This is a genomic window from Henriciella mobilis, from assembly GCF_003576285.1.
GTDB classification, from domain to species: Bacteria; Pseudomonadota; Alphaproteobacteria; order Caulobacterales; family Hyphomonadaceae; genus Henriciella; species Henriciella mobilis.
The window spans coordinates 69,417-94,334 of the sequence record NZ_QWFX01000005.1 but is presented as its reverse complement, the minus strand read 5'-3'; the positions used below and the strand labels follow the sequence as shown (position 1 = coordinate 94,334).

Sequence of the window (24,918 nt, the reverse complement as noted above, 5' to 3'; positions counted from 1 at the left end):
CCTTAAACTTCCTCGTGCGTCTCCAACAGGCGCTTATAGACCCCGAGTGTGGCGGCTTGAAGCCCCCGCTTCGAAAAGCGTTCCTCGACGTGCTGGCGACCTGCTTCCCCCATGCCTGCGCGGCCATCCGGACCGATCTGCATCAGCGCCCGGATCGAGGCGGCAAGATCTGCCGCGTTACCGGGTTCGGCCCGTGAGCCGGTCGTCCCCTCGACGACGATCTCCTTCTGCCCGCCATGGTCGGCCACGATGACCGGCTTGCCCATCGCCGATGCCTCGGCCGCCACGCGCCCGAAGGCTTCCGGCCGCGTTGACGGGGCGAGCACGATATCGGCCGCGGCATAGGCGGCCGCCATGTCCTCGCAATGGCCGACAATGCGCACACTGCCGCCAAGCCCAGCCTCGACGATCCGGTCTTCCAGTTCGGCGACATAGGCGGTGCGGCCCTGCGCATCGCCTGCCAGGATGAGCAGCAGACGCGCGCGCTCGGCGCCCGAGAGGCCGGCCAGCGCATCGATCGCGACCTTCTGGCCCTTCCACTCGGTCAGCCGGCCCGGCAGCAGCAGCACCAGGCGCTTCTCGTCCGGCCCGATCTCCCAGGCGCGGCGGATGGCATCGACCCGCTCACGGCTGACAAGGTCCGGATCGAAAACATCGAAGTCGACCCCGCGATGGATCGTCACCAGCCGGTCGCGCTGGATGCCGTGGACGCTGAGGACATGCGCGGCCGTCCACTCGGAATTGGCGATGACGAGATCGCCGCGCGCCATGATGGAATTGTATTTCCGCTTGAGGCCCGACATGCCGGAATAGGCGCCGTGATAGGTGGTCACGAAGGGGATGCCGGTGCGCTGGGCAGCCCAGTAAGCGCTCCAGGCAGGCGCGCGCGAGCGGGCATGGATCAGGTCGACGGATTTGGCCCTGATCAGGCGGGCGAGCTTGCCGGCATTGTTGCGCACCGTGATCGGGTTCTTGGCCCGCACCGGCAGCGAGACATGCAGCCCGCCAACGCGTTCCAGCTCCTTCACGAGCCGGCCGCCTTCGCTGACCACGATGGGCCAGCCGCCTGCCTCGACAACCGCCTCGGCGACTTCAATTGTCGTCCGCTCGGCACCGCCGGCAGACAGTTCCGGGATCACCTGAAGGATCGTCTTTCCTTGCAGCCGGGGTAGCTCGATCGCACTCATCCGCGCTTTCTCAAGATATTTCAACGCTACAGCCACTGGTCACTCCAGCTTGGACGGCCCCCGCCGCTGAACAGGCAGTACAGTTATCCGCGCCCCAAGCAAACCCGCTTGCTTGACTAAATCTGCAAGCCGTTGGAGGGCATGGTATCATGACAACACTTCACCTGAACTGCGAAAATGGCAGGCGGCTTGCCTATCGTAAGCGTGACGGGGCTTCTGGCCTGACCTTCGTATGGCTGTCCGGTTTCATGTCCGACATGTCCGGCACCAAGGTCACCGAGCTGGAAGGCTGGGCTGAGGCCGAAGACCATGGCTTCCTCGCCTTCGATTACTCCGGGCATGGCGAATCGGATGGCGCGTTCGAGGACGGCACGATCAGCGCGTGGCTGGAAGACAGCCTGAACGTCATCCAGGGCTGCACGGACGGCCCGCTGGTGCTTGTCGGCTCCAGCATGGGCGGGTGGATGGCGCTGCTCGCCGCACTCGCCCTCAAGGACCGCGTGAAAGGCCTTGTCCTGATCGCCCCCGCGCCGGACTTTACCGAAAAGCTGATGTGGCCGGAATTCTCCGACGAAGCGCGCGCGGAGATCATGAACAATGGCGTCCATATGCGCCCGTCAGACTATGGCGATCCTTACCCCATCACGCGAAACCTGATCGAGGACGGCCAGCAATGGAGCATCCTCGACCGGACCATCCAGTTTCACGGGCCGGTGCGCATCCTGCAGGGCCGTGAGGATCCGGATGTGCCCTGGTCGCACGCCTTCCGCCTGGTCGAAACCATGGCGAGCAAGGATCTCGTCTTCCAGCTGGTCAAGGATGGCGACCACCGCCTGTCGCGCCCGCAGGACATCGATCGGCTGAAGGCGACCTGCGCGGAGATCGCAACCGCCGTCTGACGCGCCAATTGCAATCACGCCTGCAGCATCGCATAGTCGGTGCATGCGGCATCGGCGTGCCTACTCCACCGACGCGACCAGCTTCCTGGAAAGCAATCGGCGGCGGATGCATGCCTTCTGGAAGGCGCCCGTCATTTTCACGCTGCTGATGACCATGGCGGCGTGGGTGTCATGGATTGTCGCCTCCGGCACAGTGAGCGCGGTCCGCTCCGGCGCGGTGCAGATTTACCTGCCGATCGGTCCCGAGCGCCCGCTCATCCTCGCAGATGTGTTGCATATGCCGGTCGGCTTCCTGCTGCATGCCCTGTTCATGGCGATGCCAGTCTTCATGGGCTGCCTGGTCTTCCTGTTTCCGATCAGGCTGGCGGACGGCAACAGTGTCATCTCGCGCCCGGTCTTCTGGCGGATCTATCTCAGCGTCCTCGGCGCGCTGGCGGGCCTCGGCGTGTTTGCGATCTATGCCGGCATGTCCGAGCCCGAGCGCCTGCTGCCGCTGGCCGGCAACCTCCCGCTCGCCATCGGCGTCGGCGGCGCGTTCGCCGGCATCCACCTGATCGCCGGGCATATCGGTGCGCGCTGGCTGATCTGGTCGTCCGGGCTGTTCGACGCCCGGCACGTCAAGGTTTTCTGAGGCTCAGTTCGGGCGCTGCTGGTCTTCGCCGGTCATGCCGTCCCAAAACTTCCTGACCCGGCCGAGGAAGCCCTCGCTTTCCGGGTTGCAGTCGGCGCCGGAGCATTCGCAGAATTCGCGCAGAAGCTCTTTCTGGCGCGAGGAAAGGTTGCGCGGCGTCTCGACGATCATCTCGACATAGAGATCCCCGGCATGTCCCGACCCGCGAAGGCTCGGCATGCCCTTGCCGCGCAAGCGCAGCTTGCGCCCGGTCTGGGCACCTTCGGGCACGGTGACGCGGGCGCGTCCGCCATCAATGGTCGGGATTTCGATCTCGCCGCCAAGGGCAGCGGTCACCATAGGGACCGGCGCCGGGCAGTAGAGGTTCGGCCCGTCACGCTCGAAAATGTCATGCTCGGCGACGTCGACGAAAATGTAGAGGTCGCCCTTCGGCCCGCCGCGCTGGCCCGGTTCGCCTTCGCCGGACAGGCGGATGCGCATGCCGCTTTCGACGCCAGCCGGAATCTTCACCTGCAGCGTGCGGTCCTCGCGCACCTGTCCTGCACCATGGCAGGTCTTGCACGGATTGGTGATGACCTTGCCGCGCCCGGAACAGCGCGCGCAGGTGCGCTCCATCGTGAAGAAGCCCTGTGTGGCCCTCACGCGGCCGGAGCCGGAACAGGTCGGGCAGGTTTCCGGGCTGGTGCCGGGTTCTGCGCCAGAGCCGTCGCAAGTGCCGCAATTTACCGCTGACGGCAGCGAAATTTCTGTATCCTTGCCGGTGAAGGCTTCTTCCAGGCTGATCTCGAGGTCATAGCGCAGATCGTTGCCGCGCGCCGGGCCGCCCCTGCGGCGTCCGCCGGCAAAACCGCCTGCACCGCCGAAGACCTGGCTGAAAATGTTCTCGAAAATATCGCCCGGATCCATGTTGCCGAACGGGTTGCCACCAGGGCCGCCACCGCCATTCTCGAAAGCCGCATGGCCGAAACGGTCATAGGCTGCTTTCTTCTCAGGGTCGGACAGGATGGCGTAAGCCTCGCCGACCTCCTTGAACATCGCCTCGGCCTCTTCATCGCCAGGGTTCTGGTCCGGATGGTATTTGAGGGCAAGTTTGCGGTAAGCGCTCTTCAGGGCTTTCGCGTCGACATCCTTCGCGACGCCCAGAATCTCATAGTAGTCCCGTTTGCTCATGGCAGTGGTTTGGTTTCCGCTGTTTGGCAGTTAGGGGGAAAGTTGGGTAGCGCCGCCCCCGGTTGCAAGGGCGGCGCTACAGGCAAGTCAGTCAGCTAGCTCGCTTTTGCAGCGGGTGCCTCGCCGAGGATCATGCTGGCCACTTCCTTGGGCACGATCAGCCAGGTGTCGGACAGGGTCTGCTCCCAGTTCTCCAGCAGTTTGGCGGCCCGCTTCGAGCCGGTGCGTTCTTCGTGCATTTCCAGCATCAGGCGGAAGCGTCCGACATGCTCTTCCGGCATGTCGCTCAGCGGGTACCAGTCGATGGAGTCGGGGTTGGCAACGCGCTCGAATTTCTTGCCCGGATCCCAGACCCAGGCGATGCCGCCGGTCATGCCGGCCCCGAAATTGTCGCCGACAGGACCGATGATCGCAACGCGGCCGCCCGTCATGTATTCGCAGCCATTCGCGCCGCAGCCCTCGACCACCGCTTCGGCGCCCGAATTGCGCACAGCGAAGCGCACGCCCGCCTGCCCGGCCGCATAAAGCCGGCCAGAGGTCGCGCCATAAAGGCAGGTATTGCCGATGATCGTGTTCTCCGACGCCTCAAGCTGGGAGCGCCGGCCCGGGCGCAGCTGGATCGTCGCGCCTGAGAGGCCCTTGCCGACATAGTCATTGGCATCGCCATAGACATCCAGCAGCAGCCCCTGGACCGAGAACGCCCCGAGCGACTGGCCCGCGCTGCCCGTCAGGCGCACACGCAGGCGGCCTTCCGGCAGGGCCTTCTCACCGAACTTGCGCACAATGGCCGAGCTGGACCGTGCGCCGATGGAGCGCTGGACGTTCTGGACATCGTATTCCAGCTGCATCTTCTCGCCCCGCGTGAAGAAGGGCTCGCCGTCGCGCAGGATCTGCGCATCGAGCGTATCCCACACTTCTGTGCGGTGGCTCGGGCGGTAGACGACCGGCTTGGTCGTCTCGACTTTCACCAGAAGCGGATTGAGGTCGAGGTCGTCGAGGTGCGAGGCACCGCGGCTGACCTGGCTCAGGAGGTCGGTGCGGCCGATGGCTTCGTCGAGCGAGGTCAGGCCAAGGCTGGCCAGGATACGCCGGACGTCTTCGGCCAGGAAGGACATCAGGTTGACGACCTTTTCCGGCGTGCCAGTGAACTTCTTGCGGAGCGCTTCGTCCTGCACGCAGACGCCGACCGGGCAGGTGTTCGAATGGCACTGGCGCACCATGATGCAGCCCATCGCGACGAGCGAGGCCGTGCCAATGCCATACTCCTCGGCACCGAGCATCGCAGCGATGACGATGTCGCGGCCCGTCCGCAGCCCGCCATCGGTCCGCAGGGTGACCTTGTCGCGAAGATTGTTCAGCGACAGGACCTGGTGCGCTTCGGCAAGGCCCATCTCCCATGGCAGGCCGGCATACTTGATCGAGGTCTGCGGGCTGGCACCCGTGCCGCCGACACCGCCGGCGATCAGGATCACATCCGCCTTGGCCTTGGCCACACCGGCGGCCACCGTGCCGACACCGGACTGGGCGACGAGCTTCACGCAGACCCGGCAGTCCGGGTTGATCTGCTTCAGGTCGTAGATCAGCTGCGCCAGGTCCTCGATGGAATAGATATCGTGGTGCGGCGGCGGCGAGATGAGCGTCACGCCCGGCGTCGCATGCCGGTTCTTGGCGATCAGCTCGGTCACCTTGAAGCCGGGCAGCTGGCCGCCCTCGCCGGGCTTGGCGCCCTGCGCGATCTTGATCTCCACCTCGCGGCACTCATTGAGGTATTCCGCCGTCACGCCGAAGCGGCCCGAGGCGACCTGCTTGACGGCCGAATTCATGTTGTCGCCATTCGGCAGCGGGCGGTAGCGCTCGCGGATTTCGCCGCCTTCACCAGAAACCGACTTCGCGCCGATCCGGTTCATCGCGACATTCAGCGTGCCGTGGGCTTCCGGGCTGAGTGCGCCGAGCGACATGCCGGGCGTCACGAACCGCTTGCGAATCTCGTTGACCGACTGGACCTGTTCCAGCGGGATCGAGGTCTGCTGGTCGGTCTTGAAGTCGATCAGGTCGCGCAGCTGGATCGGGTCACGGCCGCTCAGCGCAGCGACGTATTTCTCATACAGCGTATACTCGCCCCGGTCGCAGGCAGCCTGCAGCATGTGGATCAAATTGCCGTCCAGCGCATGCGGCTCGCCGGAGGCGCGCAGGCGGTAGAACCCGCCAACCGGCAGCGAGATGACATCCTCGTCGAACGCCGTCTCGTGGCGCTCCACCGCATTGTCCTCAAGGCCAGCCAGGCCGATCCCGGAAATACGGCTGGTCATGCCGGGGAAGTAGTCGGCAACCAGCGCGCGCGACAGGCCGAGCGCCTCGAAATTGTAGCCGCCGCGATAGGAGGAGATCACCGAAATGCCCATCTTGGACATGATCTTCAGCAGGCCCGCCTCGATCGCCTTCTTGTAGTTGCGGACATAATGGCTGAGCGGCTCGTCACCGAGCAGGCCGCGCGCATGGCGATCAGCGATGGCTTCCTGCGCGAGATAGGCGTTCACACAGGTCGCGCCGCAGCCGACGAGGACAGCGAAATAGTGCGTGTCCAGGCACTCTGCCGAGCGCACGGTCAGCGAGCAGAAGGTTCGAAGGCCCTGCGAGACCAGGTGCGAGTGGACCGCGCCGGTCGCGAGGATCATCGGAATGCCGACATTGTCGGGATCCTGGTGCTCGTCGGTGAGGACGATATGTTCCCGTCCGGCCCGGACAGCCTCTTCGGCTTCGGCCTGGATCCGCGCCAGCGCGGCCTTCAGGGCCCGGCCGTCGCGCATCACATCGTCCAGCTTGAAGGTACAGTCGATATGCTCGACGCCCTCGCCCAGCGTCTCCATCAGGCGCTGGTACATGCCGGTCGACAGGAAGGGGCTTTCCAGCACGAAGACGTTCTGCTGGGTCTCGTCCGTGGTCAGGATATTGCCGAGGTTCTTGAACCGCGTCTTCAGCGACATCACGCGGTCTTCGCGCAGCGGATCGACCGGCGGGTTGGTCACCTGGCTGAAATTCTGGCGGAAAAAGTGCGACAGCGGACGGCACTCATTGGAGAGAACGGCCACCGGACTGTCATCGCCCATCGAGCCGATCGCTTCCTTGCCCGTCTCGGCCATCGGCGCGAGAATGAGTTCGGAGGTCTCCAGCGTGAAGCCCGCCACCATCTGGCGGCGCATCAGGGCTTCCTTGTCGTAAAGGCGCGGCTCCTCGCCCTGGATGATTTCCTCTTCCAGCTCCTTCACATTCTTCAGCCACTTGTCATACGGGTGCTCGCCAGCCAGTTCGTCGATGATCTGGTCGTGCTCGTAGAACCGGCCTTCCTCGAGATTGGCCGCGATCATGCCGCCGGCGCGCACATGGCCGCGGCGGACGACTTCATGGCCGGTCAGCGGGCACATGCCGGTTTCCGACCCGACCGCCAGGATGCCATCGGCCGTCAGCGCATAGCGCAGCGGGCGCAGGCCATTGCGGTCCAGCCCGGCAATCGCCCAGCGTCCATCATAGGCACAGATGGCCGCCGGACCGTCCCACGGCTCCATGACGGAGTTGCAGTAGGCATAAAGGGCGGCGTGATTGTCCGGAATGATCGAGGCGCGCTTCGACCAAGCTTCCGGGATCAGCAGCGCCTTGGTCATCGGCGCGGTTCGCCCGGCCTTGCAGAGGATTTCGAAGACGGCATCGAGCGCGCCAGAGTCCGACAGGCCCTTCGGCACGACGGGCTTGACGTCTTCCACATCATCGCCGAACGCGCCGGAGACCATCTTGATCTCGTGGCTCTTCATCCAGTTGAGGTTGCCGCGCAGCGTGTTGATCTCGCCATTATGGGCGAGCATGCGGAAAGGCTGCGCCAGCTCCCAGCGCGGGAAGGTGTTGGTCGAGTAGCGCTGGTGATAGATCGCGATCGGCGAGACGAAGCGTTCGTCCTGCAGGTCGAGATAGAAATTGTCGATGTCCTGGGCGAGGAACATGCCCTTGTAGATCAGCGACTTGTGGCTGAGCGAGCAGATATAGAAACCCGGAATGCCGGCCTCGCGGGCCTTGCGCTCGATCCGGCGGCGGCAGAGATAGAGTGCGCGCTCCAGCTCGTCCGGGGTGCGGCCCCGGCTGTCGCGGAACATGACCTGCTCGATCTCGGGCCGCGTGTCGGCCGCCTTCTGGCCGATCACGGTGATATCGACCGGGGGCTGGCGCCAGCCATAGATATAGAAGCCGAAGTGCAGGATCTCCGTCTCGACAATCGCGCGGGCGGCTTCCTGTTCGGCAAGGTTGGTGCGCGGCAGGAAGATCTGGCCGACACAGATCGGATCCTCGGTCGGATTGTGGCCGGTGCGCCGGGCCTGCTCACGGAAAAAGTCCTGCGGGACCTCGATCCGGATACCGGCGCCGTCACCTGTCTTGCCGTCGGCATCGACTGCGCCGCGGTGCCAGACATTCTTCAGCGCCTTGATGCCCATCTCGACGATTTCGCGCTTTGGCTTGCCATCAAGCGAGGCGACGAGACCGACGCCGCAGGCATCCTTCTCATGCTCTGGATCATAGGCATGCGCCTCGATCAGCTTCTGGCGCTCGATGAGATACTTGTCGATCGTGTCGGTCATGAATGTGCCCCCTTGAGGGATGTTTATCTTTATAATCTGCAGCAGGCTGGCCGGGCTTATTCCGCCGCGACGGGCTCTCGGGCCGGTGCCTTGTCGCGGGCCATTTCGCGCATGCGCTTGTGCATCTGCTCGGCGGCGTCGCGGCCATCCTTGATCGCCCAGACGACGAGCGAGGCGCCGCGGACGATGTCACCGGCAGCGAACACGTTCGGCAGGCTGGTTTCGAGCGTCGCGAAGTCGACCCGGATCGCGCCCCAGCGGTTCACCTTGAGAGCCGCTTCACCGAACAGTTCCGGCAGGTCTTCCGGATCGAAGCCGAGGGCCTTGATGACCATGTCGGCCTTGATGTCGAACGTATCGCCGGTTTTCTCGGGTGACTGGCGGCCGGACGGGTCCGGCGGGCCAAGCCGCATGCGGGCGGCGCGAACCGCTTTCAGCTTGCCGGCCTTGGTGTCGAGAATGGCTTCCGGGGAGGCCAGCCATTCGAAGACGACGCCCTCTTCCTCGGCATTGGCCACTTCGCGCTGCGAGCCCGGCATGTTGGCCCGGTCGCGGCGGTAGAGGCAGGTCACCGATTTGGCCCCCTGGCGGACGGCTGTGCGGACACAGTCCATTGCCGTGTCGCCGCCGCCGATCACGACGACGCGCTTGCCTTCGGCATTGTGCGTGCCGTCATCGAAACTCGGCACCGCATCGCCAAGCCCGCGGCGGTTCGACGTGGTCAGGAAGTCGAGCGCCGGCAGGACGCCCTTTGTGCCCGAGCCCGGCACCATCAGGTCGCGCGCCTTGTAGACGCCTGTCGCGATCAGCAGCGTGTCATGCTTGTCGCGCAGCTTGGCGAGCGTCACATCCGTGCCGATATCGGTGTTGAACTTGAACGTCACGCCGCTGTCTTCGAGCCGCTTGATACGGCGCTCGACGATATGTTTCTCCAGCTTGAAGCCCGGAATGCCATAGATCAGCAGGCCGCCGCCGCGGTCGTAGCGGTCGTAGACGGTGACCTGGTAGCCCTTGCGGCGCAGCTGTTCGGCCGCGGCGAGGCCGCCCGGACCCGCGCCGATGATGCCGGCGGACTGGTCTTTCTCGCGCGGCGGCTTGATCGGGGTGACCCAGCCCTGCTCCCAGGCATTGTCGGTGATGTGGCGCTCGATGGCACCGATGGTGACGGTGCCGTGGCCGGACTGCTCGACCGTGCAGATACCCTCGCACAGGCGGTCCTGCGGACAGATACGGCCGCAGATTTCCGGCATGTTATTGGTCGCCGACGAGACCTGGTAGGCTTCTTCCATCCGGTCTTCGGCGACAAGCTTCAGCCAGTCGGGGATGTTGTTCGAGAGCGGACAGCCCTGCTGGCAAAAGGGGACGCCGCATTGCGAGCAGCGGCCCGCCTGGTCTTCAGCCGCTTTTTTGGCGTAATCGGCATAGATTTCCTCGAAATCGTGCGCGCGCGCCTTCGCATCGCGCTTTTCCGGCATGGCGCGATCGATACTCGTGAATTTCAACATGCGACTGGCCATGGGGACGGTCCTCGGCTCTTAAAATTTTTTGCCTTATGAGCCGCAAATCTCGAAAGCGCAAGGTAAATTGCACCCCAAAGTATCAAAATGATATGTTTCTGCGGCTATTTGTTCAATATATAGCAAATTTCGTGAACAGGCAAATCCATATCATATCATTATGATATATATTGATGGGCGTGCGTTCGCGGGCGAACCATGTCAGACAGTCGCCCACAGCCTTCAAATCTAGCGCGGACACGCGAAATGTCACTTTTCCAGCTTTTCATTATCGCGGCGATACAGGGCGTTACGGAGTGGCTGCCGATCTCTTCGTCGGCCCATGTGCTGCTATTGTCGGACACCTTTGGCGCCGTCGGTCGTGATGAGCTGCTGATCAATGCCGTCTCGAACCTCGGAACACTGGCGGCCATGCTGCTCTATTTCCGCAAGGATGTGGCGAGCGCCCTGGTCGGCGGGGTCGAACTGGCCATGGTCCCGGTCACGAAGAAGGCGCTCTCGCCGGGCGCGCGGCTGGCGGCCTGCGTGATCGTGGCAACGCCGATCGCGCTGGTTGCAGCGATCGTCTACGAGGCGCTGCTGCCGCCGGGCGCACAGGACGCCCTTCGTAGCGTGCAGACCGTGGCCGGCGCCACGATCGTCTTCGGCATCCTGCTCTGGATCGCTGACGTGTACGGCCCACGCACCCGCAAGGAAGAGGACATGACGCTCCTCCACGCCCTGATGATCGGCGCGACGCAGGCGGTGGCCGCGATCATCCCCGGCACCAGCCGTTCCGGCATCACGATGACGGCGGCCCGCGCGCTGGGCTATGACCGCACCGAAGCGGCGCGGTTCTCGATGCTGATCGGCGCGCCGATCCTCGCCGCGGCCGGCCTCTATGGCGCCTACGGGCTGCTTGAAGCCGACGCCAATGGCGACAATCTTCTCAGTTTCCAGGACGGCATGGTCGTTGCCCTTGTCGCCTTCATCACGGGCCTCGCCTCGATCTGGGGGCTGATGGCCCTGCTGAAACGGATGAGCTTCCTGCCTTTCGTGATCTACCGGCTCATTCTGGGTGTGGCACTGTTCGTGTTCATGCCGTTTCTTGCGGTAAGTTAAGGCGCCGCAGCGCGACAGGCCCGGAACTCTGAGATACAGCTAATCGTTTGCCGGTCTTTCCAGAAGGGAAAGGATGAGGTTCATGCAAAGACTTTTACTCGCGAGCGCAGCCATGATGCTGCCGATGATGATGGCAGCCTGCACCACGGCCACGCTGCCGCCCGAAAAGCAGGCGGCTGTCGACCAGAGCCAGGCGGTTCGCACGGAAATCGACGAGCTGAACCAGCTGACGAGAATCTATATCGACTCGGTCACGATCTATCAGGAAGCGGCGAACAAATCGAACGACCTGCACGGGCTGAAGCCGGCCGTCATCGAGATCGCCCAGGAACGCAATCGCCAGCGGGTCCAGTTGCAGGACCGCGTCATCGCCCTGGGTGGCACGCCCGCGGAATACGGCGAAGCGTCGGGCACCGTCCGTCGCTCAATGTCGTCCATTCGCTCGATCCTGCAGGACGACAACAAGGTCGCGCTTGAAGAGGTCCTTCGCACCGAGCGCTATATCCTGCGCGAAGTGAATGAGGCCATGAGCAAGACCGTCACGGCACAATCGCGGCAATTGCTTGGGCAGCTGCGCACCGATGCGGACCAGCAGATCGCGCGCCTGGAGGCCATCGGGAATCCGGGCTGATCCGGCACCCTCGCCCCAATAGACGACGCGCGCAGTGAGCTGCCTGGCTCTCTCCGCACGCCGCCCTTCCCGCGTGTGCGTCCCATCGCCTGCGGAAAGCCCTCTTTCATGACTTTCTTGTCATGAAATGCGCCAGCAAGCCGCTCGCTTTGTGATCATTTGCGGGCGGTTTTGTTCATCTCCCGTTGGCAAGGCGAAAGGACGCCCGGACTCGCTGTCCGGACACGCTATCGCTGGCGTCCTCACGAAGGAGAGGTTTCGATCCCGCCAGGGCACTGCTCCACTTGGCAGCGCCGCAAATGTGCGAAACTCAAACGAGCGCGAGCGCCGGCAACGGCCTCAGGCTTCGCCCTTCTGGTGGAATTCGCCATAGGCGCGGTACGGCCAGAGATAGGACGGCACAATCGACTCGACGCTCTCGATATCGTCAATGCCGAGATCGGCGAGCGTCAGGGCGTCATCGGCCACGACATTGTCGCTCTTCAGCATCTCGACCTGGTCGCCGGTGATCGGCGGGTCGCCGAAGAAGCCCCAGGCGAGCGGCGGAACGCGCCACAGCGCCCCGAAGGTCAGCCCCATCGGCTTGGCGATGAAGTTCGGGATCGGGAAGGCATAGCGCTTGCGGTCGATGGTCTCGCCGATGAAGTCGTAGAGTTCCTTGAAGGTGTAGACGCGCGGGCCGCCAAGCTCGAACGTCTTGCCCTCGACATCGTCGCGGTTGACCGCAGCGGCGATGGCATCGGCGACATCACCGGCATAGACCGGCTGCAGCTGAGTCTTGCCGCCACCAATCGCTGGCAGGAAAGGCAGCACGTTCGACACCGGGCTCGATGCCATGGCTGCGAACTTGTTGAAGAAACCGTCTTCCGGGCCGAACACGATGGACGGGCGCAGGATGACCGCTTCGGGGAAAACTTCGCGCACGGCCTTTTCGGCTTCGGCCTTGGTGCGGGCATAGTCCGACTTCGAGTCTTCATCCGCGCCGATCGCCGAGATCTGGACGAGGCGCTTGACCCCGGCCTTCTTCGCCGCTTCGGCAACATTGATGGCGCCTTCGCGCTGGGCCGCCTCGAAATTCTGCGGGCCCTTCTCGAAGAGGATACCGACCAGGTTCACGACCGCGTCGGCGCCCTCGACAGCCCGCTCCACCGACATGCGGTTGCGGACATTGGCCTGGGCGAGGTCGACCCATCCGGGCGGGCCTGCCAGCTTTGCATCACCGGCAAGGTGCGGCTTGCGGACCGCGACTCGCACGCGCCAGCCATCGCGAACCAGCGCCCGCGCAGCATACCGCCCGATGAAGCCGGACCCGCCGAATATCGTAACCAGACCTTTGGACATGAAGCCTCAACCCCGCACTCGAAAGCCAAGCATGAATCGTCTGCGCGCCTTTCATCATGCCTTTCGCGGCTTGTCCATGCGACGAATGGCAAAAGCCGCAGCCAGACCGGAGGGCCGGTCAAATCCGATGCACGAAGGTAATTGCGTATTCATTCAAAGCCGGTAAGGCGTTCGCCATGAATAATATCAAGCTGCACAAGGGCGATCTGCCCGCCGATGTCGACCTCGGCCCGGAAATCGCGGTCGATACCGAGGCCATGGGCCTCAATCCCTTCCGTGACGCGCTGTGTGTGGTCCAGCTTTCAGCCGGCGATGGCAAGGCCCATGTCGTGCAGCTCGACCGCAGTTTCGACTGCCCGAACCTGAAGGCGCTCCTGGCCGACAAGAGCCGGCTCAAGATCTTCCATTTTGCCCGCTTCGATGTCGCGATGATGAAGCATTGGCTCGGCATCGACTGCACGCCGGTCTGGTGCACCAAGATCGCCTCGAAACTGGCGCGCACCTATACCGACCGCCATGGCCTGAAGGATGTCGCGCGCGAGGTCGCCTCGACCGACCTGTCCAAGACCCAGCAATCCTCGGACTGGGGCGCCGACACGCTGACCGACGCGCAGCTGCAATACTGCGCAAGCGACGTTCTCTACCTGCATGAGATCAAGGCCGGGCTCGAAGCGATGCTTGTCCGCGAGAACCGGCTGGAGCTGGCCCAGGCCTGTTTCGACTTCCTTCCGACGCGCGCGCAGCTCGACCTGGAAGGCTGGCCGGACACTGACATTTTCGCGCATAGTTGAGATTTCCCTGCTCCTGCCACAATTCGTCACTGAAAGAACATGGCCGGACAGCTATCTTTCGGGGCAATTCATACCTAAATAATTGCCCATGCCGATGGAAATCACCGCAGAAACTGAAAAGGCCCTGAGCCTGTGGGAGCCGCGTCGGCAGATGACGCTCGAGCAGGCCCGCCAGCGCTCATCCATGGTGTCCTTCCTGCGCCTCGCCTTTACCGCGGGTGCTGCCATCTCTGCGGGCATGATGATCGGCCACCTTGCGGCCAATGCGGTTTCGGCTTCCCCGTCCCAGATCGAACGCCTTTCGGGCGACGAAATCGTGACCATGGTCAATCCGCGCTTCACCGGGCGCGACATTGCCGGCAAGGCTTTCGTGATCACCGCCGACACCGCACAGAGACGGATTGGCGGCGGGGAAAAGATCGACCTCAAGAACCCCGAACTCATCAGCGAAGACGGCACGCGCGTTGCCGCGCCGGCCGGCCTTTACAACCAGGACGACCAGACGCTGGAGCTTTACGAGGCGGTCGAGGTCGAGAACGCCAAGGGCTACAAGTTCAACTCGACCTCGGCAAAAATGTTCATCGAAGAAGGCCGTGTCGAGGGAATTGACCCGCTTAGCGGTCGTGGCCCCCTTGGCGATGTGCGGTCTGACACGTATGAAATTGTGGACGAGGGGGATCGCGTACTGCTGAGCGGTCGCGTAGAAATGACAATTATTCCGGGCGGGCAAGATGGTGCCGGGACGGAAGCTGGCACGGACGCCGGCGACGAGGAGCTTGGTGGTGAGAATTAGGTGTTCGCTTGCTTTTGCAGTCCTGGGCATGTGCCTGGCCGGTCATGCTGCAGCACAGGTATCGGGACAGGGCGGCCCCATCCGCGTGAATGCAGACCGCAGCGAGGTCATCGAGCGCCAGCGCCAGGTCGTGCTGATCGACAATGTCGACATCATGCAGGGCGATGCCCGCCTGCGCGCCAATCGCGTAACGATCAACTATGCCGGCTCCGGCCAGACCGAGACCAGCGGCCTGACGGGCTTCGGCGACATTTCCAGCATGGAAGCGGTAGGCGAGGTCTATTACGTCACGCCCGAAATCAAGGCGACCGGCGACCGCGGCAATTATGACGCCGCCTCCGACACGATCACGCTGACCGGCGACGTCGTGCTGATCCGCGGCGAGGATGTCGCGACCGGCAAACGCCTGGTCATGAAGCTGTCGGAAGGGCGCACGGTCCTTGATGGCGGGGACGGCCAGGTCCAGATGCAGATCAATCCGAGCCAGAATAATGACGGTTCAGCCGGAAATGAGACAAATTGAACAGACCGTTCTAAACGGATTTTAAGCCTATTGCCCTAGCAACGGAAACGGGCAGCGCAAACCGCGCGAGTGGGAGGTTTTACAGGTATGACGGACACGGCCAGCGGCCTTGTAGCGACGGGACTAGCCAAGTCATTTGGCAAGCGCCAGGTCGTGAAAAACGTCTCCCTGTCGCTCCAGCGCGGTGAGGTGGTCGGCCTGCTCGGTCCCAACGGGGCCGGCAAGACGACCTGCTTCTACATGATCATGGGCCTTATCGGGGCAGACGCCGGAACCATCACGATCGATGGCGCCGATGTCACCGCCCTTCCCATGTATCAGCGTGCCCGTCTGGGTGTCGGCTATCTTCCGCAGGAAGCCTCGATCTTTCGGGGCATGACGGTGGAACAGAACATCCTGGCAGTCGTGGAACTTGTCGAAAAGAACAAGGACGCCCGCCAGGCCGAAGTTGATGCCCTTCTGGACGAGTTGCACATCTCGCACCTGCGCAAGCAGTCTGCGACATCCCTGTCCGGTGGCGAACGCCGCCGTGTGGAGATTGCCCGTGCCCTCGCCTCCAGACCTAGTTTCATGCTTCTGGACGAACCGTTTACCGGTATCGACCCACTCGCCGTTTCGGATATTTCCGATCTGGTTGGCTACCTGAAGCAGCGCGGCCTTGGCGTGCTGATCACGGACCACCAGGTGCGAGAGACACTCCAGATCGTTGATCGGGCATCCATCATCTATGATGGCGGCGTCCTCTTTGAGGGCGTACCGGACGATGTCCTGACCAATGAGGATGTGCGCAGGGTCTATCTCGGCGAGCGGTTCGCTGCGTAGAGAATAATGGCCATTTCACAACGCCTCGACATGCGCCAGGGAACCTCCCTGGTGATGACCCCACAGCTCCAGCAGGCCATCAAGCTGCTGCAGCTCTCCAATGTCGAACTGGCAGAATTCATCGAGGCCGAGATCGAGCGCAATCCGCTCCTCTCGCGCGCCGAAGGCGGCGAGCGCGATGAGTATGCGCCCGAAGAAGTGGCCGCCCCCGCCAAGCGCGAGGAACTTTCCCTCGACGATACAAGCGGGATGAACGAAGCCCGCGAGGCCATGGATGCCTCGCATGAGGATCTCTACGAAAGCGGCACCAATTCCGACAGCGGCAAGACCGCCGACCAGATGGCCGGCCCGTCGGCCAAGACCGACTGGTCGCAGGCCGGCTCCGGCGGCAGCTTCTCCGGCGACGATTATGATTTTGAAGGCAGCGTCAGCAGCGAGAAGTCGCTGCACGAGCACCTGCACGACCAGCTGACCATGTCCGGCCTGTCCCTGGCCGACCAGCTGATCGGCGCGCGGCTGATCGACGAGACCGATGATGCCGGCTACTGCAAGGTCGACCTCGAAGAAGTCGCCAGCGCGCTTGGCGCCGATCCGGCCAATGTCGAGGCGGTGCTCCAGGTCTGCCAGGGCTTCGAGCCGACCGGTGTCATGGCGCGCGACGTCCAGGAATGCCTGGCGCTGCAGCTGAAGGAACAGAACCGGTTCGACCCGGCCATGGCGGCCCTGATCGAGAATCTCGACCTCGTGGCCAAGCATGACATCAACGGGCTGTGTGAGGCCTGCGGCGTCGACAAGGAAGATGTCCGCGACATGATCTCCGAGCTGCGCGCGCTGACGCCGCGCCCGGGATCGGCCTTTTCGAGCGGCACCACGATTGCGGTCGTGCCCGACGTCTTCGTGCGTGAATTGCCGAACGGCATGTTCGCGGTCGAGCTGAATTCGGACACGCTGCCGAAAGTGCTGATGGACAAGGCCTATTATGCCGAGGTCAGCACGCTCCCGATGCGCGCGAACGAGAAGGAATTCATCAGTGAGTGCGCCCAGAACGCGTCCTGGCTGATCAAGTCGCTCGACCAGCGCGCGCGCACCATCCTGAAAGTCGCCAGCGAGATCGTGCGCCAGCAGGACGCCTTCTTCGCGCATGGCGTCGCGCATCTGCGCCCGCTGAACCTGAAACAGGTCGCCGACGCCATCCAGATGCACGAGTCCACGGTCAGCCGGGTGACGTCCAACAAGTATATGGGCACCCCACGCGGCCTGTTCGAACTCAAATATTTCTTCTCAGCCGCCATTCCGGGCACGGCGGGCGGCGACGCCCACTCGGCCGAGGCGGTCCGCTACCGCATCAAGCAGCTGGTCGACGACGAAGGTCAGAACGTGCTGTCCGACGATCAGATTGTGGAAATTCTGACCGAATTTGGCATAGAAATAGCAAGACGCACCGTAGCCAAGTACAGGGAAAGCCTGAACATTCCTTCGAGTGTGCAGCGGCGCCGGCGTCTCAAGGCGAGTGCGTAGGCCCTGCTGACGGGTTGTTGACTCAGCCCCACAGCATTTTAAGGAACCGCGGTCTCGATTTCCCCGCCCGGGGCGTTATAGTAAGAGCTCGTCAACGGAGAGTTCCGTGCAGATACAGATTGCAGGACGGAAGATGGATCTAGGCGATGCGCTTCGTACGCGTATCGAGGAAGGTCTGGAAGCTGCCGTCACAAAATACTTCGACAGGGAATTTGATGGTCATGTGACTGTCTCTCCCAACGGCCATGAAACCGAGATCGACTGCAACGTACATTTGCCATCAGGCATTATCCTGCAGTCGACGGGCAAGGCGGACGACCCCTATGTGGCGCTCGACGAAGCCTTGCAGAAGATGGAAAAGCGGGTCCGCCGGTACAAGCGGCGCCTGAAGGACCATCACAAGAACGGCCGGGATCCATTCCCGAGCGAACCGGCTGCATCCTTCGTCCTGAAGTCCACCCCGGAAGATGACGAGCCTTCGCAGACCGGTGAATCCGGCGAAGCGCCTGTAATCGTGGCAGAAACTGCTTCTCAAATTCGCACGATGACTGTTTCCGAGGCCGTTCTTCAACTCGAACTTGCCGACTCACCTGCCCTCATGTTTCGCAATGCGAAGCATAAGGGATTGAACATGGTGTATCGGCGCGCAGACGGAAACATTGGCTGGGTCGACCCGGCTACTGACAGCAAATCCTCCTGACGAAACTTTGGCAGGCTCATGGCGACTGATTTAACAAGCCTTCTTGGCGAAGGCGTCATCCTCGATCCTGTTTCGGTCGAGAACCGGAAGCAGGCGCTGACAACCCTTGCTGGCGCGCTGGCGGAAAAGACCCGCCTCGATGCACGCGACATCTTCGATGCGGTGATGGAACGCGAGCGACTTGGGTCGACCGGCGTTGGCGAAGGCGTTGCCATTCCGCACGCCCGGATCGACAAGCTGTCCAATCCGATTGGCGGCTTTGTGCGCCTGCGCGACGGCGTGGACTTCGATGCCGTCGATGACCGGCCCTGCGACCTCATCTTCATGCTGATCGCGCCTGTCGGCTCCGGCGCAGACCATCTGCGCGCGCTGGCCCAGGTCAGCCGCACGCTCCGCCAGCCTGACCTGCGCAGTGCCCTGCGCAAGGCCGAAACGGCCAGCGAGATGAAGGTCATCCTGTGCCCTGAAGCGGCCAACGCGTCAGCCGCCTGACCGGAATTCAAGCTTAGAAGATTTCCAGTTCTAACGGATTGTCCGCGGCCCGAGAGGCTCAGCGCGGACGCATGCCGCCGCCGGTCACCTGGTTCGAGGCGGGCACTTCGGTGAGCGCCGGGCCATCGGCCGATCCGCCAGCCCCTTCAGCGACGCCTGCCACCTTCTGGTCGAGGAAGGCCTGCAGGTCGGCAACGCTCTCCTGCCAGACTTCTTCCTGCGGCAAGTGCCCTGCATCGGGATAGATGATGGCCACTGCATTCGGGATGGCCTCCTCGAAGCGCGCAGCGTCCGAGACCGGGATGATGCGATCCTGCTCTCCCCAGAGGATGAGTGTCGGCACACTGATGGCTTCCAGTTTCGCCTTGCTGGCCTTTTCGCGCTGCGGACTGCCCGCCAACAGGCTCAGCAGCGCATCGCGGTGTCCGGGCGCACGCGACAGCGCCGCATAGCGCTCTGCCATGTCCGTGCTCACGAAAAGCGGGTCCGCCACCGACTTCCTCAACCCGTCCTCGATCAGGCCCGACAGGTCGAGGTCCCTGATCAGCGTGCGGGCCACGGGAATGCGCAGCAGACGGAAAATGAGCGGCCGCTCCTCAGCCTCGCTCTCCGGCCAGCCGGCGGCATCGACCAGGATCAGGCTGTCGAGCTGTCCGGGATGGGCGAGCGCATACTCCCATGCGACCTGGCCGCCCATCGACGAGCCGGCCAGCGAAACGCTGGAGATGTTCAGTTTCGACAGCAGCGCATCCACAGCCTCGACATAATAGTCGATCGATACGTCTCCGTTTTCCGGCACGCGCGAGAGGCCATGTCCCGGCAGGTCAAGCGTGATCACACGATAGGTATCGTCCAGCTCCCTGACCCAGTGCTTCCAGGTATGAAGCGAGGCGGCAAAGCCGTGAACCAGCACAATGACCGGCGCATCGCGCGGTCCGGTATCTGTATAGTGGAGCTTGAGATCGTCGCGCACCGTCAGGAAGCGCGACTCCTGCAGCGCATAGGTCGATTCCAGCGTTTCATAGGGAATGTCGGGACGGCGAAGCGCCAGCCATCCAGCCGCCAGAACGGCAACCGTCGTCAGAAGTATCGCAGCAAATTTGCGAAGCATCTGCCCTCACCGATCACTCAACACGCCTGTCGTAAAACCGTCAAAGCGCGGCCATGTCAAAGGAAAGATTCAGGCAGAGCAGACAGGACAGTCCGTGTCCTGACGAAGTTTCACGGCACGCGATACACCGCTCAGCCCGTCGAGGATCAAGACCTGCCCCATCAGCGGCCGGCCTGCCCCTGTAATGATCTTCATGGCTTCGAGTGCCATGTGGCTCGCAACGATGCCGGTGACGGGGCCGACAACGCCGACATCCTCGCACGCTTCCGCCATGGGCGGGGCTTCGGGAACAAAACATTGATAGCAGGGCTGGCCCGTCTCCACACCCGATGCAAAGACCGAGACCTGACCGGACCAGCGCGTCGCCGCGCCGGACACAAGCGGCCGGCCGCTGGCATGCGCGACACGGTTCAGCGCGAACCGCGTCTCGAAATTATCGGTGCCGTCGATGAGGACGTCGCCGGACAGGGCATCGGCCTCGCTCCAGCGCCTGGCCTGCCGGATGATCCCGCAGTCAGGCGCTGATGCATTGAGCCGCTCGGCCAGCCGGTCGACCTTGAGGTGGCCGGTATCGACTTCGGTAAACTGCACCTGGCGCTGGAGGTTGGAGCGGTCGACGGTGTCAGCGTCCCACAGCTCGATTTCCCCGACGCCTGCGGCGGCAAGATACATCGCACACGGACCGCCCAGCGCTCCGGCGCCGACTATCGATACCCGCGCCGCCGCGAGCTTCTGTACGCCCGGCCCGCCAATCTCCTTGAGGAGAATATGGCGCGACTGGCGCTCAAGCTGTTCAGGGGTCAGGGCCATGCTCTCGCTTAGCAGGGCGGATGCGGTTAAGGCTACAGGCAATGAGCGACTCGGTTCCATCCAACGTGCCCGACACGATCTATGCCGCCCCGGCCGAATGGGTCGCGAAAGGGGCTGGCGCCCAGGGCAATCTCTTCCTCACAGGCCGCGCCGGTACGGGCAAGACGACGATGCTGCGCCGCTTCCTGGCCGAGGCCGGCGAGAACACGGTCGTGCTGGCGCCGACCGGGGTCGCGGCAATGAATGCCGGTGGTCAGACGATCCACTCCTTCTTCAAGCTGCCCCCGCGCCTCATCGAGCCGGCAGACATCAAGCGCCTGCGCGGGGTGCGCCTGATCAAGGCGATCGAGACGATGATCATCGACGAGATCTCGATGGTGCGCTCGGACATGCTGGACGCGATCGACAAGAGCCTGCGCCTCAATCGTGGCTCGAAACGCCCATTTGGCGGTGTGCGGATGATCCTGTCGGGCGACCTGCACCAGCTGCCGCCTGTGGCGCGCGGGCCGGAAGCGGAAATCCTGAATGAGCGTTATGGCGGGCATTATTTCTTCAACGCGCCCGGCTTCAAGGAAGCCGAGTTTGCCCTGCTCGCCCTGAAGCATGTCTTCCGCCAGGCCGATCCGCGCTTCCTGGCCCTGCTTGGCGCCATGCGGCAGGGTCGCCTGACGCCGCCGGATGAGCGCCTGCTGCAGACACTCGTCAGCAAGCGAACAGCCGTCGAGGCGAGCGCGACCCATGTCGTGCTGACGCCGAACAATGCCAATGCCTTCCGCATCAACCAGGCGCGCCTCGATGACCTGCCGGGCAAGCCGAGGACGCTGCCCGCCAAGGTGCAGGGCGACTTCGACGAGAAGTCCTATCCCACAGAAGCCGACCTTGAACTGAAGGAAGGCGCCCGTGTGATGCTGATCAAGAACGATCCGGAAGGCCGCTGGGTCAACGGATCGCTCGCCACGGTCGATGGCTTCAAGGGCGACAATGTCCTCGTCGAGCTGGACGGCCACATCTATGAGATCGAGCCGGCGGCGTGGGAAAAGCACAAGTACGAGCTGGACCCGGAAACGAAAAAGGTCTCGCGCGAGGTGGTCGGGACCTTCAAGCAGGTGCCCTTGCGGCTCGCCTATGCAGTCACGATCCACAAGGCGCAGGGCCTGACCCTGGACAAGGTCTTCATCGATTTCGACAGGGGGATGTTCGCCCACGGACAGGCCTATGTGGCCTTCTCGCGGGCACGCTCACTGGAGGGGCTGGAAATCTCGCGGGCGCTGCGCCCGCGTGACCTCGTCATCGACCGCAGCGCCTTCGCCTTCGGCGAGCTGGAGACGATCGAGAATACGGACGCCTACCTGCTGGCCCGGTTCGCGAAAGGGGAGGGTGTGCTGCTCTAGGCCAGCCGGCGGAATTCCTCGCGCAGGCGTTCGTCCTTGTCGGTCGCAATGGTCTCCAGGACGCCCACGCGTTCGGTCAGGCGCTCCACTTCGCGGCGCATCTTCTCGAGTTCGGCCCTCGTCTCGGCATGCGCCTTCGCCTCGGCATCAGATGCTTCCCGGTTGCCTTGCGTCTTGATCCAGTTGTTGAAGACGCCCGCACCCACGGCAATCAGCACGATGAAGACGACCATGGTGAATGGACTATCGATTTCGAACATAGGACCCTCGGCTTGTTATCGTAAATCGATAATAAGGCCTCGCCGGGCAAAATACAAGGGAAATCCGTTCAGCGTCCCGTGGAGCCGAATCCGCCCTCGCCGCGAACCGTCTCCGGCAGCGTGTCGACCGCGACCCAGCCGATACGCGTCACCGGTGCCAGGACCATCTGCCCGATGCGCTCTCCGCGCGCGATGGTGAAAGTCTCCTGACCATGATTGATCAGGATCACCTTCAGCTCGCCGCGATAGTCACTGTCGATCGTGCCGGGCGTATTGAGGCAGGTAATGCCATGCTTGGCGGCAAGACCTGAGCGCGGGCGCATCTGGATTTCATAACCTTCAGGGATCGCGACAGAGAGCCCGGTCGGCACCATGGCCCGCTCGCCAGGCTTCAGCGAGAGGGGCTCGCCATCGGGCACAGCGGCGCGGACATCCATGCCGGCGGCGCCATCCGTCTCATAAGCGGGCAGCGGCAGGCCTTCGAAATGCGGGAGCGTTTTAACGGCAACATCAACGGTGATCATGCCCGCCTATGCGCGGGAGTCGGTGGCCGGTGTCAACTTGAAAAAGGCCTCAGGCGCCGGACTGGGCGAGTTGGGCTTCCTTTGCGCCGGCTGCGGCGTCGCCCTCTGCCGCATTGGCCTGGCTGCCAACCCCGGCAAGGCCGATGACGAGAACGCAAACGAAGGCGAAATATCCAATGATCAGGCGCATGGGCAGGTTCCGTTCCTGAGCGGACATACAGCTAAAGCTGAAATTGCAAACAAAGTGTTCAAATCTGTTAATTTTAACAAAGCCGATCATGACCGGAAGTTCCGGCAGGAATGTGACCGGGATGCGGCCTTATCTGTAAATCGCAATGAAGATCGAGGCCGCCGACACCACCAGCGACAGTCCGGCCAGCCGCGTCGAGACGATAAAACGTTTCCGTTCATCCTGAAGGTCCGACAGGACCGAGGCGAGCAGCGGGAAGTTCACGCAATGACGATCCCCGCCAATCCGCATCGAGAAGAAGTTCACCTGGTCGCCGGAGCCGGTGTGCGAGCCGTACTTGGCGTTCATGTGATAGTAGAGCCGCCCGAAGATCAGGTCCTCATCGCACCGGAAACGCTTGGCGAGCGCCATGATGTCGATCGGCACCCAGACCTTGGCAGACCGCGTCTTGTTCTCGTCAGAATACTCGGAGAATGGACGCAGATAGCGCTTGTAGATCTCGCGCAGCAGCCTCTCATCGGTTGGAATAACGGCCACCCTCTGTCCTCCCACCTGCTGAAAGCAGGCCAAGGATTGGCCGAACGGGGCTCAAGGTCAATGTCGGCGAGGGCAGGTTCGGGCGATTTCGCCTATTCAGCCGCCAGCTGGTTCTTGCCGGGATGGCCTATAGTCTGGGCGATCCGGTCGGCAAGCTGGCGGGCAACGGCGAGCTTGTCCATGCGCGGCCAGCGTTCGATCTCGTCCTTGGTGACAAGCGCGATCTCATTCTCCGAGCCACCCATCACATCGCCGGACACATCGTTCGCCACGATCCAGTCGCAGCCCTTCCGCTTCATCTTGGCGCGGGCCAGCTCTTCGACGTCATGGGTCTCGGCGGCAAAGCCGATCACCAGGCCGGGGCGGTTCTTCCGCTTCTTCGACAGCGTCGCAAGGATGTCCGGATTTTCCGAAAGGGTCAGGGATGGCAGCGTCTCGCCGGCATCCTTGAGCTTGAGTTTCTTCGAAGAGGAAATGGCCGGGCGCCAGTCGGCGACGGCAGCAACTGAAATGAAGACATCGGCCGGCAGGGCGGTCTCGCAGGCCTTCAGCATGTCGCGTGCGGTCTCCACCGGAACCATGTCGACCCCGCGCGGCGGCGCGATCGAAACCGGTCCGGAGACCAGGGTTACGCGCGCGCCAAGATCGGCGAGCGCACCAGCTATCGCATAGCCCTGCTTGCCGGAGGAATGATTGGACAGGAAACGCACCGGATCGAGCGGCTCACGTGTCGGGCCGGCCGTGACCAGCACATGGGCGCCCGTCAGCGGCTTCGGGCCGGAATGCCGGTCCAGCTGGGCCTCGACCTCGTCAGCAATCGCGAGCACCTCCGGCAGGCGGCCGGGGCCGAACTCGCCGCATGCCATCGCGCCTTCATCGGGCTCAATGACTGCGGTGCCATCGGCTCGCAGCGTGGCGACATTGCGCTTCGTGGCCGCATGCTCCCACATGCGCACATTCATGGCCGGGACCATCAGGACCGGCTTGTCGGTCGCCATCAGCGTCGTCGAGGCGAGGTCATTGGCATGGCCGTGCGCGGCCTTGGCGAGCAGGTCGGCCGTTGCCGGACACACGACGACAAGGTCGGCGGAGCGCGACAGCTGGATATGGCCCATCTCGGCTTCGTCATCGAGGCTGAAGAGGTCGGTGAAGCATTTCTCGCCCGACAGGGCCGACACCGACAAGGGGGTCACAAACTCCGCACCGGCCTTGGTCAGGATGCACCGGCTGGCGATTCCACGGCGCGCCAGCTCGCGGATCAGCTCAAGCGATTTGTACGCCGCGATCCCGCCGCCAATGATCAGGAGAATGCGTTTGCTGTTCATGAGCCCCTGTTTACACAGAAAGTGTTGAGAAA

At 63.2% G+C, this 24,918-nt stretch carries 24 protein-coding genes; 12 read left to right on the top strand and 12 right to left on the bottom strand.

All coding sequences use genetic code 11. The features are described 5' to 3' along the window. Positions 1-2: 2 nt before the first annotated feature. Positions 3-1,187, bottom strand: coding sequence for a glycosyltransferase family 4 protein (locus D1223_RS00440; RefSeq protein ID WP_119374450.1), 1,185 nt, complete (start codon positions 1,185-1,187; stop codon positions 3-5). A 149-nt stretch (positions 1,188-1,336) separates the two neighbouring features. Between D1223_RS00440 and D1223_RS00435 the strand changes: the two genes are divergently transcribed. Together D1223_RS00435 and D1223_RS00430 are read left to right on the top strand one after the other, a co-directional pair. Then, a complete protein-coding gene (locus tag D1223_RS00435; protein WP_119374449.1) occupies positions 1,337-2,086 on the top strand; it encodes an alpha/beta fold hydrolase in 750 nt (249 codons plus the stop codon). Between the two features lie 43 nt (positions 2,087-2,129). Beyond that, complete coding sequence (locus tag D1223_RS00430; protein WP_119374448.1) at positions 2,130-2,717, top strand: hypothetical protein; 588 nt, start codon at positions 2,130-2,132, stop codon at positions 2,715-2,717. 3 nt (positions 2,718-2,720) lie between these two features. Here the strand turns inward: D1223_RS00430 and dnaJ are convergent, their stop codons facing one another. The 3 genes from dnaJ to D1223_RS00415 form a co-directional block, all read right to left on the bottom strand. After that, positions 2,721-3,887 (bottom strand): molecular chaperone DnaJ, encoded by a 1,167-nt coding sequence (gene dnaJ, locus D1223_RS00425; RefSeq protein WP_119374447.1) that lies wholly within the window; start codon positions 3,885-3,887, stop codon positions 2,721-2,723. A 95-nt stretch (positions 3,888-3,982) separates the two neighbouring features. Beyond that, on the bottom strand, positions 3,983-8,509 hold the full coding sequence (gene gltB, locus D1223_RS00420) for a glutamate synthase large subunit (RefSeq protein WP_119374446.1): 4,527 nt from the start codon (positions 8,507-8,509) through the stop codon (positions 3,983-3,985). A gap of 56 nt (positions 8,510-8,565) precedes the next feature. Beyond that, positions 8,566-10,026, bottom strand: coding sequence for an NAD(P)-dependent oxidoreductase (locus tag D1223_RS00415; protein WP_119374445.1), 1,461 nt, complete (start codon positions 10,024-10,026; stop codon positions 8,566-8,568). A 246-nt stretch (positions 10,027-10,272) separates the two neighbouring features. Here D1223_RS00415 and D1223_RS00410 point away from each other — a divergent pair, with 246 nt between their 5' ends. Together D1223_RS00410 and D1223_RS00405 are read left to right on the top strand one after the other, a co-directional pair. Then, entirely contained in the window at positions 10,273-11,127 is an 855-nt protein-coding gene (locus D1223_RS00410) for an undecaprenyl-diphosphate phosphatase (RefSeq protein WP_119374444.1), read from the top strand. An 82-nt stretch (positions 11,128-11,209) separates the two neighbouring features. Beyond that, entirely contained in the window at positions 11,210-11,758 is a 549-nt protein-coding gene (locus tag D1223_RS00405) for a PA2169 family four-helix-bundle protein (protein ID WP_158588354.1), read from the top strand. Between the two features lie 339 nt (positions 11,759-12,097). Here the strand turns inward: D1223_RS00405 and D1223_RS00400 are convergent, their stop codons facing one another. Next, positions 12,098-13,099: a complex I NDUFA9 subunit family protein gene (locus D1223_RS00400; protein ID WP_119374442.1), complete on the bottom strand. Its 1,002-nt coding sequence runs from the start codon at positions 13,097-13,099 to the stop codon at positions 12,098-12,100. Positions 13,100-13,275: 176 nt separating this feature from the next. On the opposite strand from D1223_RS00400, the gene D1223_RS00395 reads away from it, so the two are divergent. The 7 genes from D1223_RS00395 to D1223_RS00365 all read left to right on the top strand — a co-directional run bounded on the left by D1223_RS00395 (position 13,276) and on the right by D1223_RS00365 (position 18,738). Further along, entirely contained in the window at positions 13,276-13,890 is a 615-nt protein-coding gene (locus D1223_RS00395; RefSeq protein WP_119374441.1) for a ribonuclease D, read from the top strand. A 151-nt stretch (positions 13,891-14,041) separates the two neighbouring features. Beyond that, the gene (gene lptC, locus D1223_RS00390; RefSeq protein ID WP_233349650.1) at positions 14,042-14,683 is read left to right on the top strand and encodes an LPS export ABC transporter periplasmic protein LptC; all 642 of its coding nucleotides are present in this window, start codon (positions 14,042-14,044) and stop codon (positions 14,681-14,683) included. Beyond that, positions 14,673-15,206 carry an LptA/OstA family protein gene (locus D1223_RS00385; RefSeq protein ID WP_233349652.1) on the top strand — a complete coding sequence of 178 codons (534 nt, stop codon included), beginning with the start codon at positions 14,673-14,675 and terminating at the stop codon, positions 15,204-15,206. The genes lptC and D1223_RS00385 overlap by 11 nt, the downstream gene beginning before the upstream one ends. 87 nt (positions 15,207-15,293) lie before the next feature. Further along, a complete protein-coding gene (gene lptB / locus D1223_RS00380; RefSeq protein ID WP_119374439.1) occupies positions 15,294-16,028 on the top strand; it encodes an LPS export ABC transporter ATP-binding protein in 735 nt (244 codons plus the stop codon). Positions 16,029-16,034: 6 nt separating this feature from the next. Continuing rightward, complete coding sequence (gene rpoN, locus D1223_RS00375; RefSeq protein ID WP_119374438.1) at positions 16,035-17,546, top strand: RNA polymerase factor sigma-54; 1,512 nt, start codon at positions 16,035-16,037, stop codon at positions 17,544-17,546. A 106-nt stretch (positions 17,547-17,652) separates the two neighbouring features. Further along, positions 17,653-18,246, top strand: coding sequence for a ribosome hibernation-promoting factor, HPF/YfiA family (gene hpf, locus D1223_RS00370; RefSeq protein WP_119374437.1), 594 nt, complete (start codon positions 17,653-17,655; stop codon positions 18,244-18,246). Positions 18,247-18,264: 18 nt separating this feature from the next. Beyond that, positions 18,265-18,738: a PTS sugar transporter subunit IIA gene (locus tag D1223_RS00365; RefSeq protein ID WP_119374436.1), complete on the top strand. Its 474-nt coding sequence runs from the start codon at positions 18,265-18,267 to the stop codon at positions 18,736-18,738. A gap of 58 nt (positions 18,739-18,796) precedes the next feature. On the opposite strand, the gene D1223_RS00360 is transcribed toward D1223_RS00365, so the two are convergent. Continuing rightward, positions 18,797-19,849: an alpha/beta fold hydrolase gene (locus D1223_RS00360; protein ID WP_119374435.1), complete on the bottom strand. Its 1,053-nt coding sequence runs from the start codon at positions 19,847-19,849 to the stop codon at positions 18,797-18,799. Between the two features lie 69 nt (positions 19,850-19,918). Further along, positions 19,919-20,659 carry a HesA/MoeB/ThiF family protein gene (locus D1223_RS00355; RefSeq protein ID WP_119374434.1) on the bottom strand — a complete coding sequence of 247 codons (741 nt, stop codon included), beginning with the start codon at positions 20,657-20,659 and terminating at the stop codon, positions 19,919-19,921. Between the two features lie 41 nt (positions 20,660-20,700). Between D1223_RS00355 and D1223_RS00350 the strand changes: the two genes are divergently transcribed. After that, on the top strand, positions 20,701-22,050 hold the full coding sequence (locus D1223_RS00350) for an ATP-dependent DNA helicase (protein WP_119374433.1): 1,350 nt from the start codon (positions 20,701-20,703) through the stop codon (positions 22,048-22,050). Here D1223_RS00350 and D1223_RS00345 read toward each other — a convergent pair. The 5 genes from D1223_RS00345 to coaBC form a co-directional block, all read right to left on the bottom strand. Beyond that, positions 22,047-22,310, bottom strand: a complete 264-nt coding sequence (locus D1223_RS00345) for a guided entry of tail-anchored proteins factor 1 (RefSeq protein WP_233349654.1) — start codon at positions 22,308-22,310, stop codon at positions 22,047-22,049. The genes D1223_RS00350 and D1223_RS00345 overlap by 4 nt on opposite strands. A gap of 68 nt (positions 22,311-22,378) precedes the next feature. Beyond that, positions 22,379-22,834, bottom strand: coding sequence for a dUTP diphosphatase (gene dut / locus D1223_RS00340; RefSeq protein ID WP_119374432.1), 456 nt, complete (start codon positions 22,832-22,834; stop codon positions 22,379-22,381). Between the two features lie 49 nt (positions 22,835-22,883). Beyond that, the gene (locus tag D1223_RS18785; RefSeq protein ID WP_158586594.1) at positions 22,884-23,024 is read right to left on the bottom strand and encodes a hypothetical protein; all 141 of its coding nucleotides are present in this window, start codon (positions 23,022-23,024) and stop codon (positions 22,884-22,886) included. Between the two features lie 129 nt (positions 23,025-23,153). Continuing rightward, positions 23,154-23,561, bottom strand: a complete 408-nt coding sequence (locus D1223_RS00335) for a hypothetical protein (protein WP_119374431.1) — start codon at positions 23,559-23,561, stop codon at positions 23,154-23,156. Between the two features lie 92 nt (positions 23,562-23,653). After that, positions 23,654-24,886, bottom strand: coding sequence for a bifunctional phosphopantothenoylcysteine decarboxylase/phosphopantothenate--cysteine ligase CoaBC (coaBC, locus tag D1223_RS00330; RefSeq protein ID WP_119374430.1), 1,233 nt, complete (start codon positions 24,884-24,886; stop codon positions 23,654-23,656). Positions 24,887-24,918: the final 32 nt, after the last annotated feature.

What these genes read in the sequence shown, in the direction of transcription:
- D1223_RS00440 (WP_119374450.1), bottom strand. Translation starts at nt 1,187, where the DNA reads ATGAGTGCGATCGAGCTACCCCGGCTGCAAGGAAAGACGATCCTTCAG.
- D1223_RS00435 (WP_119374449.1), top strand. Translation starts at nt 1,337, where the DNA reads ATGACAACACTTCACCTGAACTGCGAAAATGGCAGGCGGCTTGCCTAT.
- D1223_RS00430 (WP_119374448.1), top strand. Translation starts at nt 2,130, where the DNA reads ATGCGGCATCGGCGTGCCTACTCCACCGACGCGACCAGCTTCCTGGAA.
- dnaJ (WP_119374447.1), bottom strand. Translation starts at nt 3,887, where the DNA reads ATGAGCAAACGGGACTACTATGAGATTCTGGGCGTCGCGAAGGATGTC.
- gltB (WP_119374446.1), bottom strand. Translation starts at nt 8,509, where the DNA reads ATGACCGACACGATCGACAAGTATCTCATCGAGCGCCAGAAGCTGATC.
- D1223_RS00415 (WP_119374445.1), bottom strand. Translation starts at nt 10,026, where the DNA reads ATGGCCAGTCGCATGTTGAAATTCACGAGTATCGATCGCGCCATGCCG.
- D1223_RS00410 (WP_119374444.1), top strand. Translation starts at nt 10,273, where the DNA reads ATGTCACTTTTCCAGCTTTTCATTATCGCGGCGATACAGGGCGTTACG.
- D1223_RS00405 (WP_158588354.1), top strand. Translation starts at nt 11,210, where the DNA reads ATGCAAAGACTTTTACTCGCGAGCGCAGCCATGATGCTGCCGATGATG.
- D1223_RS00400 (WP_119374442.1), bottom strand. Translation starts at nt 13,099, where the DNA reads ATGTCCAAAGGTCTGGTTACGATATTCGGCGGGTCCGGCTTCATCGGG.
- D1223_RS00395 (WP_119374441.1), top strand. Translation starts at nt 13,276, where the DNA reads ATGAATAATATCAAGCTGCACAAGGGCGATCTGCCCGCCGATGTCGAC.
- lptC (WP_233349650.1), top strand. Translation starts at nt 14,042, where the DNA reads ATGACGCTCGAGCAGGCCCGCCAGCGCTCATCCATGGTGTCCTTCCTG.
- lptB (WP_119374439.1), top strand. Translation starts at nt 15,294, where the DNA reads ATGACGGACACGGCCAGCGGCCTTGTAGCGACGGGACTAGCCAAGTCA.
- rpoN (WP_119374438.1), top strand. Translation starts at nt 16,035, where the DNA reads ATGGCCATTTCACAACGCCTCGACATGCGCCAGGGAACCTCCCTGGTG.
- D1223_RS00365 (WP_119374436.1), top strand. Translation starts at nt 18,265, where the DNA reads ATGGCGACTGATTTAACAAGCCTTCTTGGCGAAGGCGTCATCCTCGAT.
- D1223_RS00360 (WP_119374435.1), bottom strand. Translation starts at nt 19,849, where the DNA reads ATGCTTCGCAAATTTGCTGCGATACTTCTGACGACGGTTGCCGTTCTG.
- D1223_RS00355 (WP_119374434.1), bottom strand. Translation starts at nt 20,659, where the DNA reads ATGGCCCTGACCCCTGAACAGCTTGAGCGCCAGTCGCGCCATATTCTC.
- D1223_RS00350 (WP_119374433.1), top strand. Translation starts at nt 20,701, where the DNA reads ATGAGCGACTCGGTTCCATCCAACGTGCCCGACACGATCTATGCCGCC.
- D1223_RS00345 (WP_233349654.1), bottom strand. Translation starts at nt 22,310, where the DNA reads ATGTTCGAAATCGATAGTCCATTCACCATGGTCGTCTTCATCGTGCTG.
- dut (WP_119374432.1), bottom strand. Translation starts at nt 22,834, where the DNA reads ATGATCACCGTTGATGTTGCCGTTAAAACGCTCCCGCATTTCGAAGGC.
- D1223_RS18785 (WP_158586594.1), bottom strand. Translation starts at nt 23,024, where the DNA reads ATGCGCCTGATCATTGGATATTTCGCCTTCGTTTGCGTTCTCGTCATC.
- coaBC (WP_119374430.1), bottom strand. Translation starts at nt 24,886, where the DNA reads ATGAACAGCAAACGCATTCTCCTGATCATTGGCGGCGGGATCGCGGCG.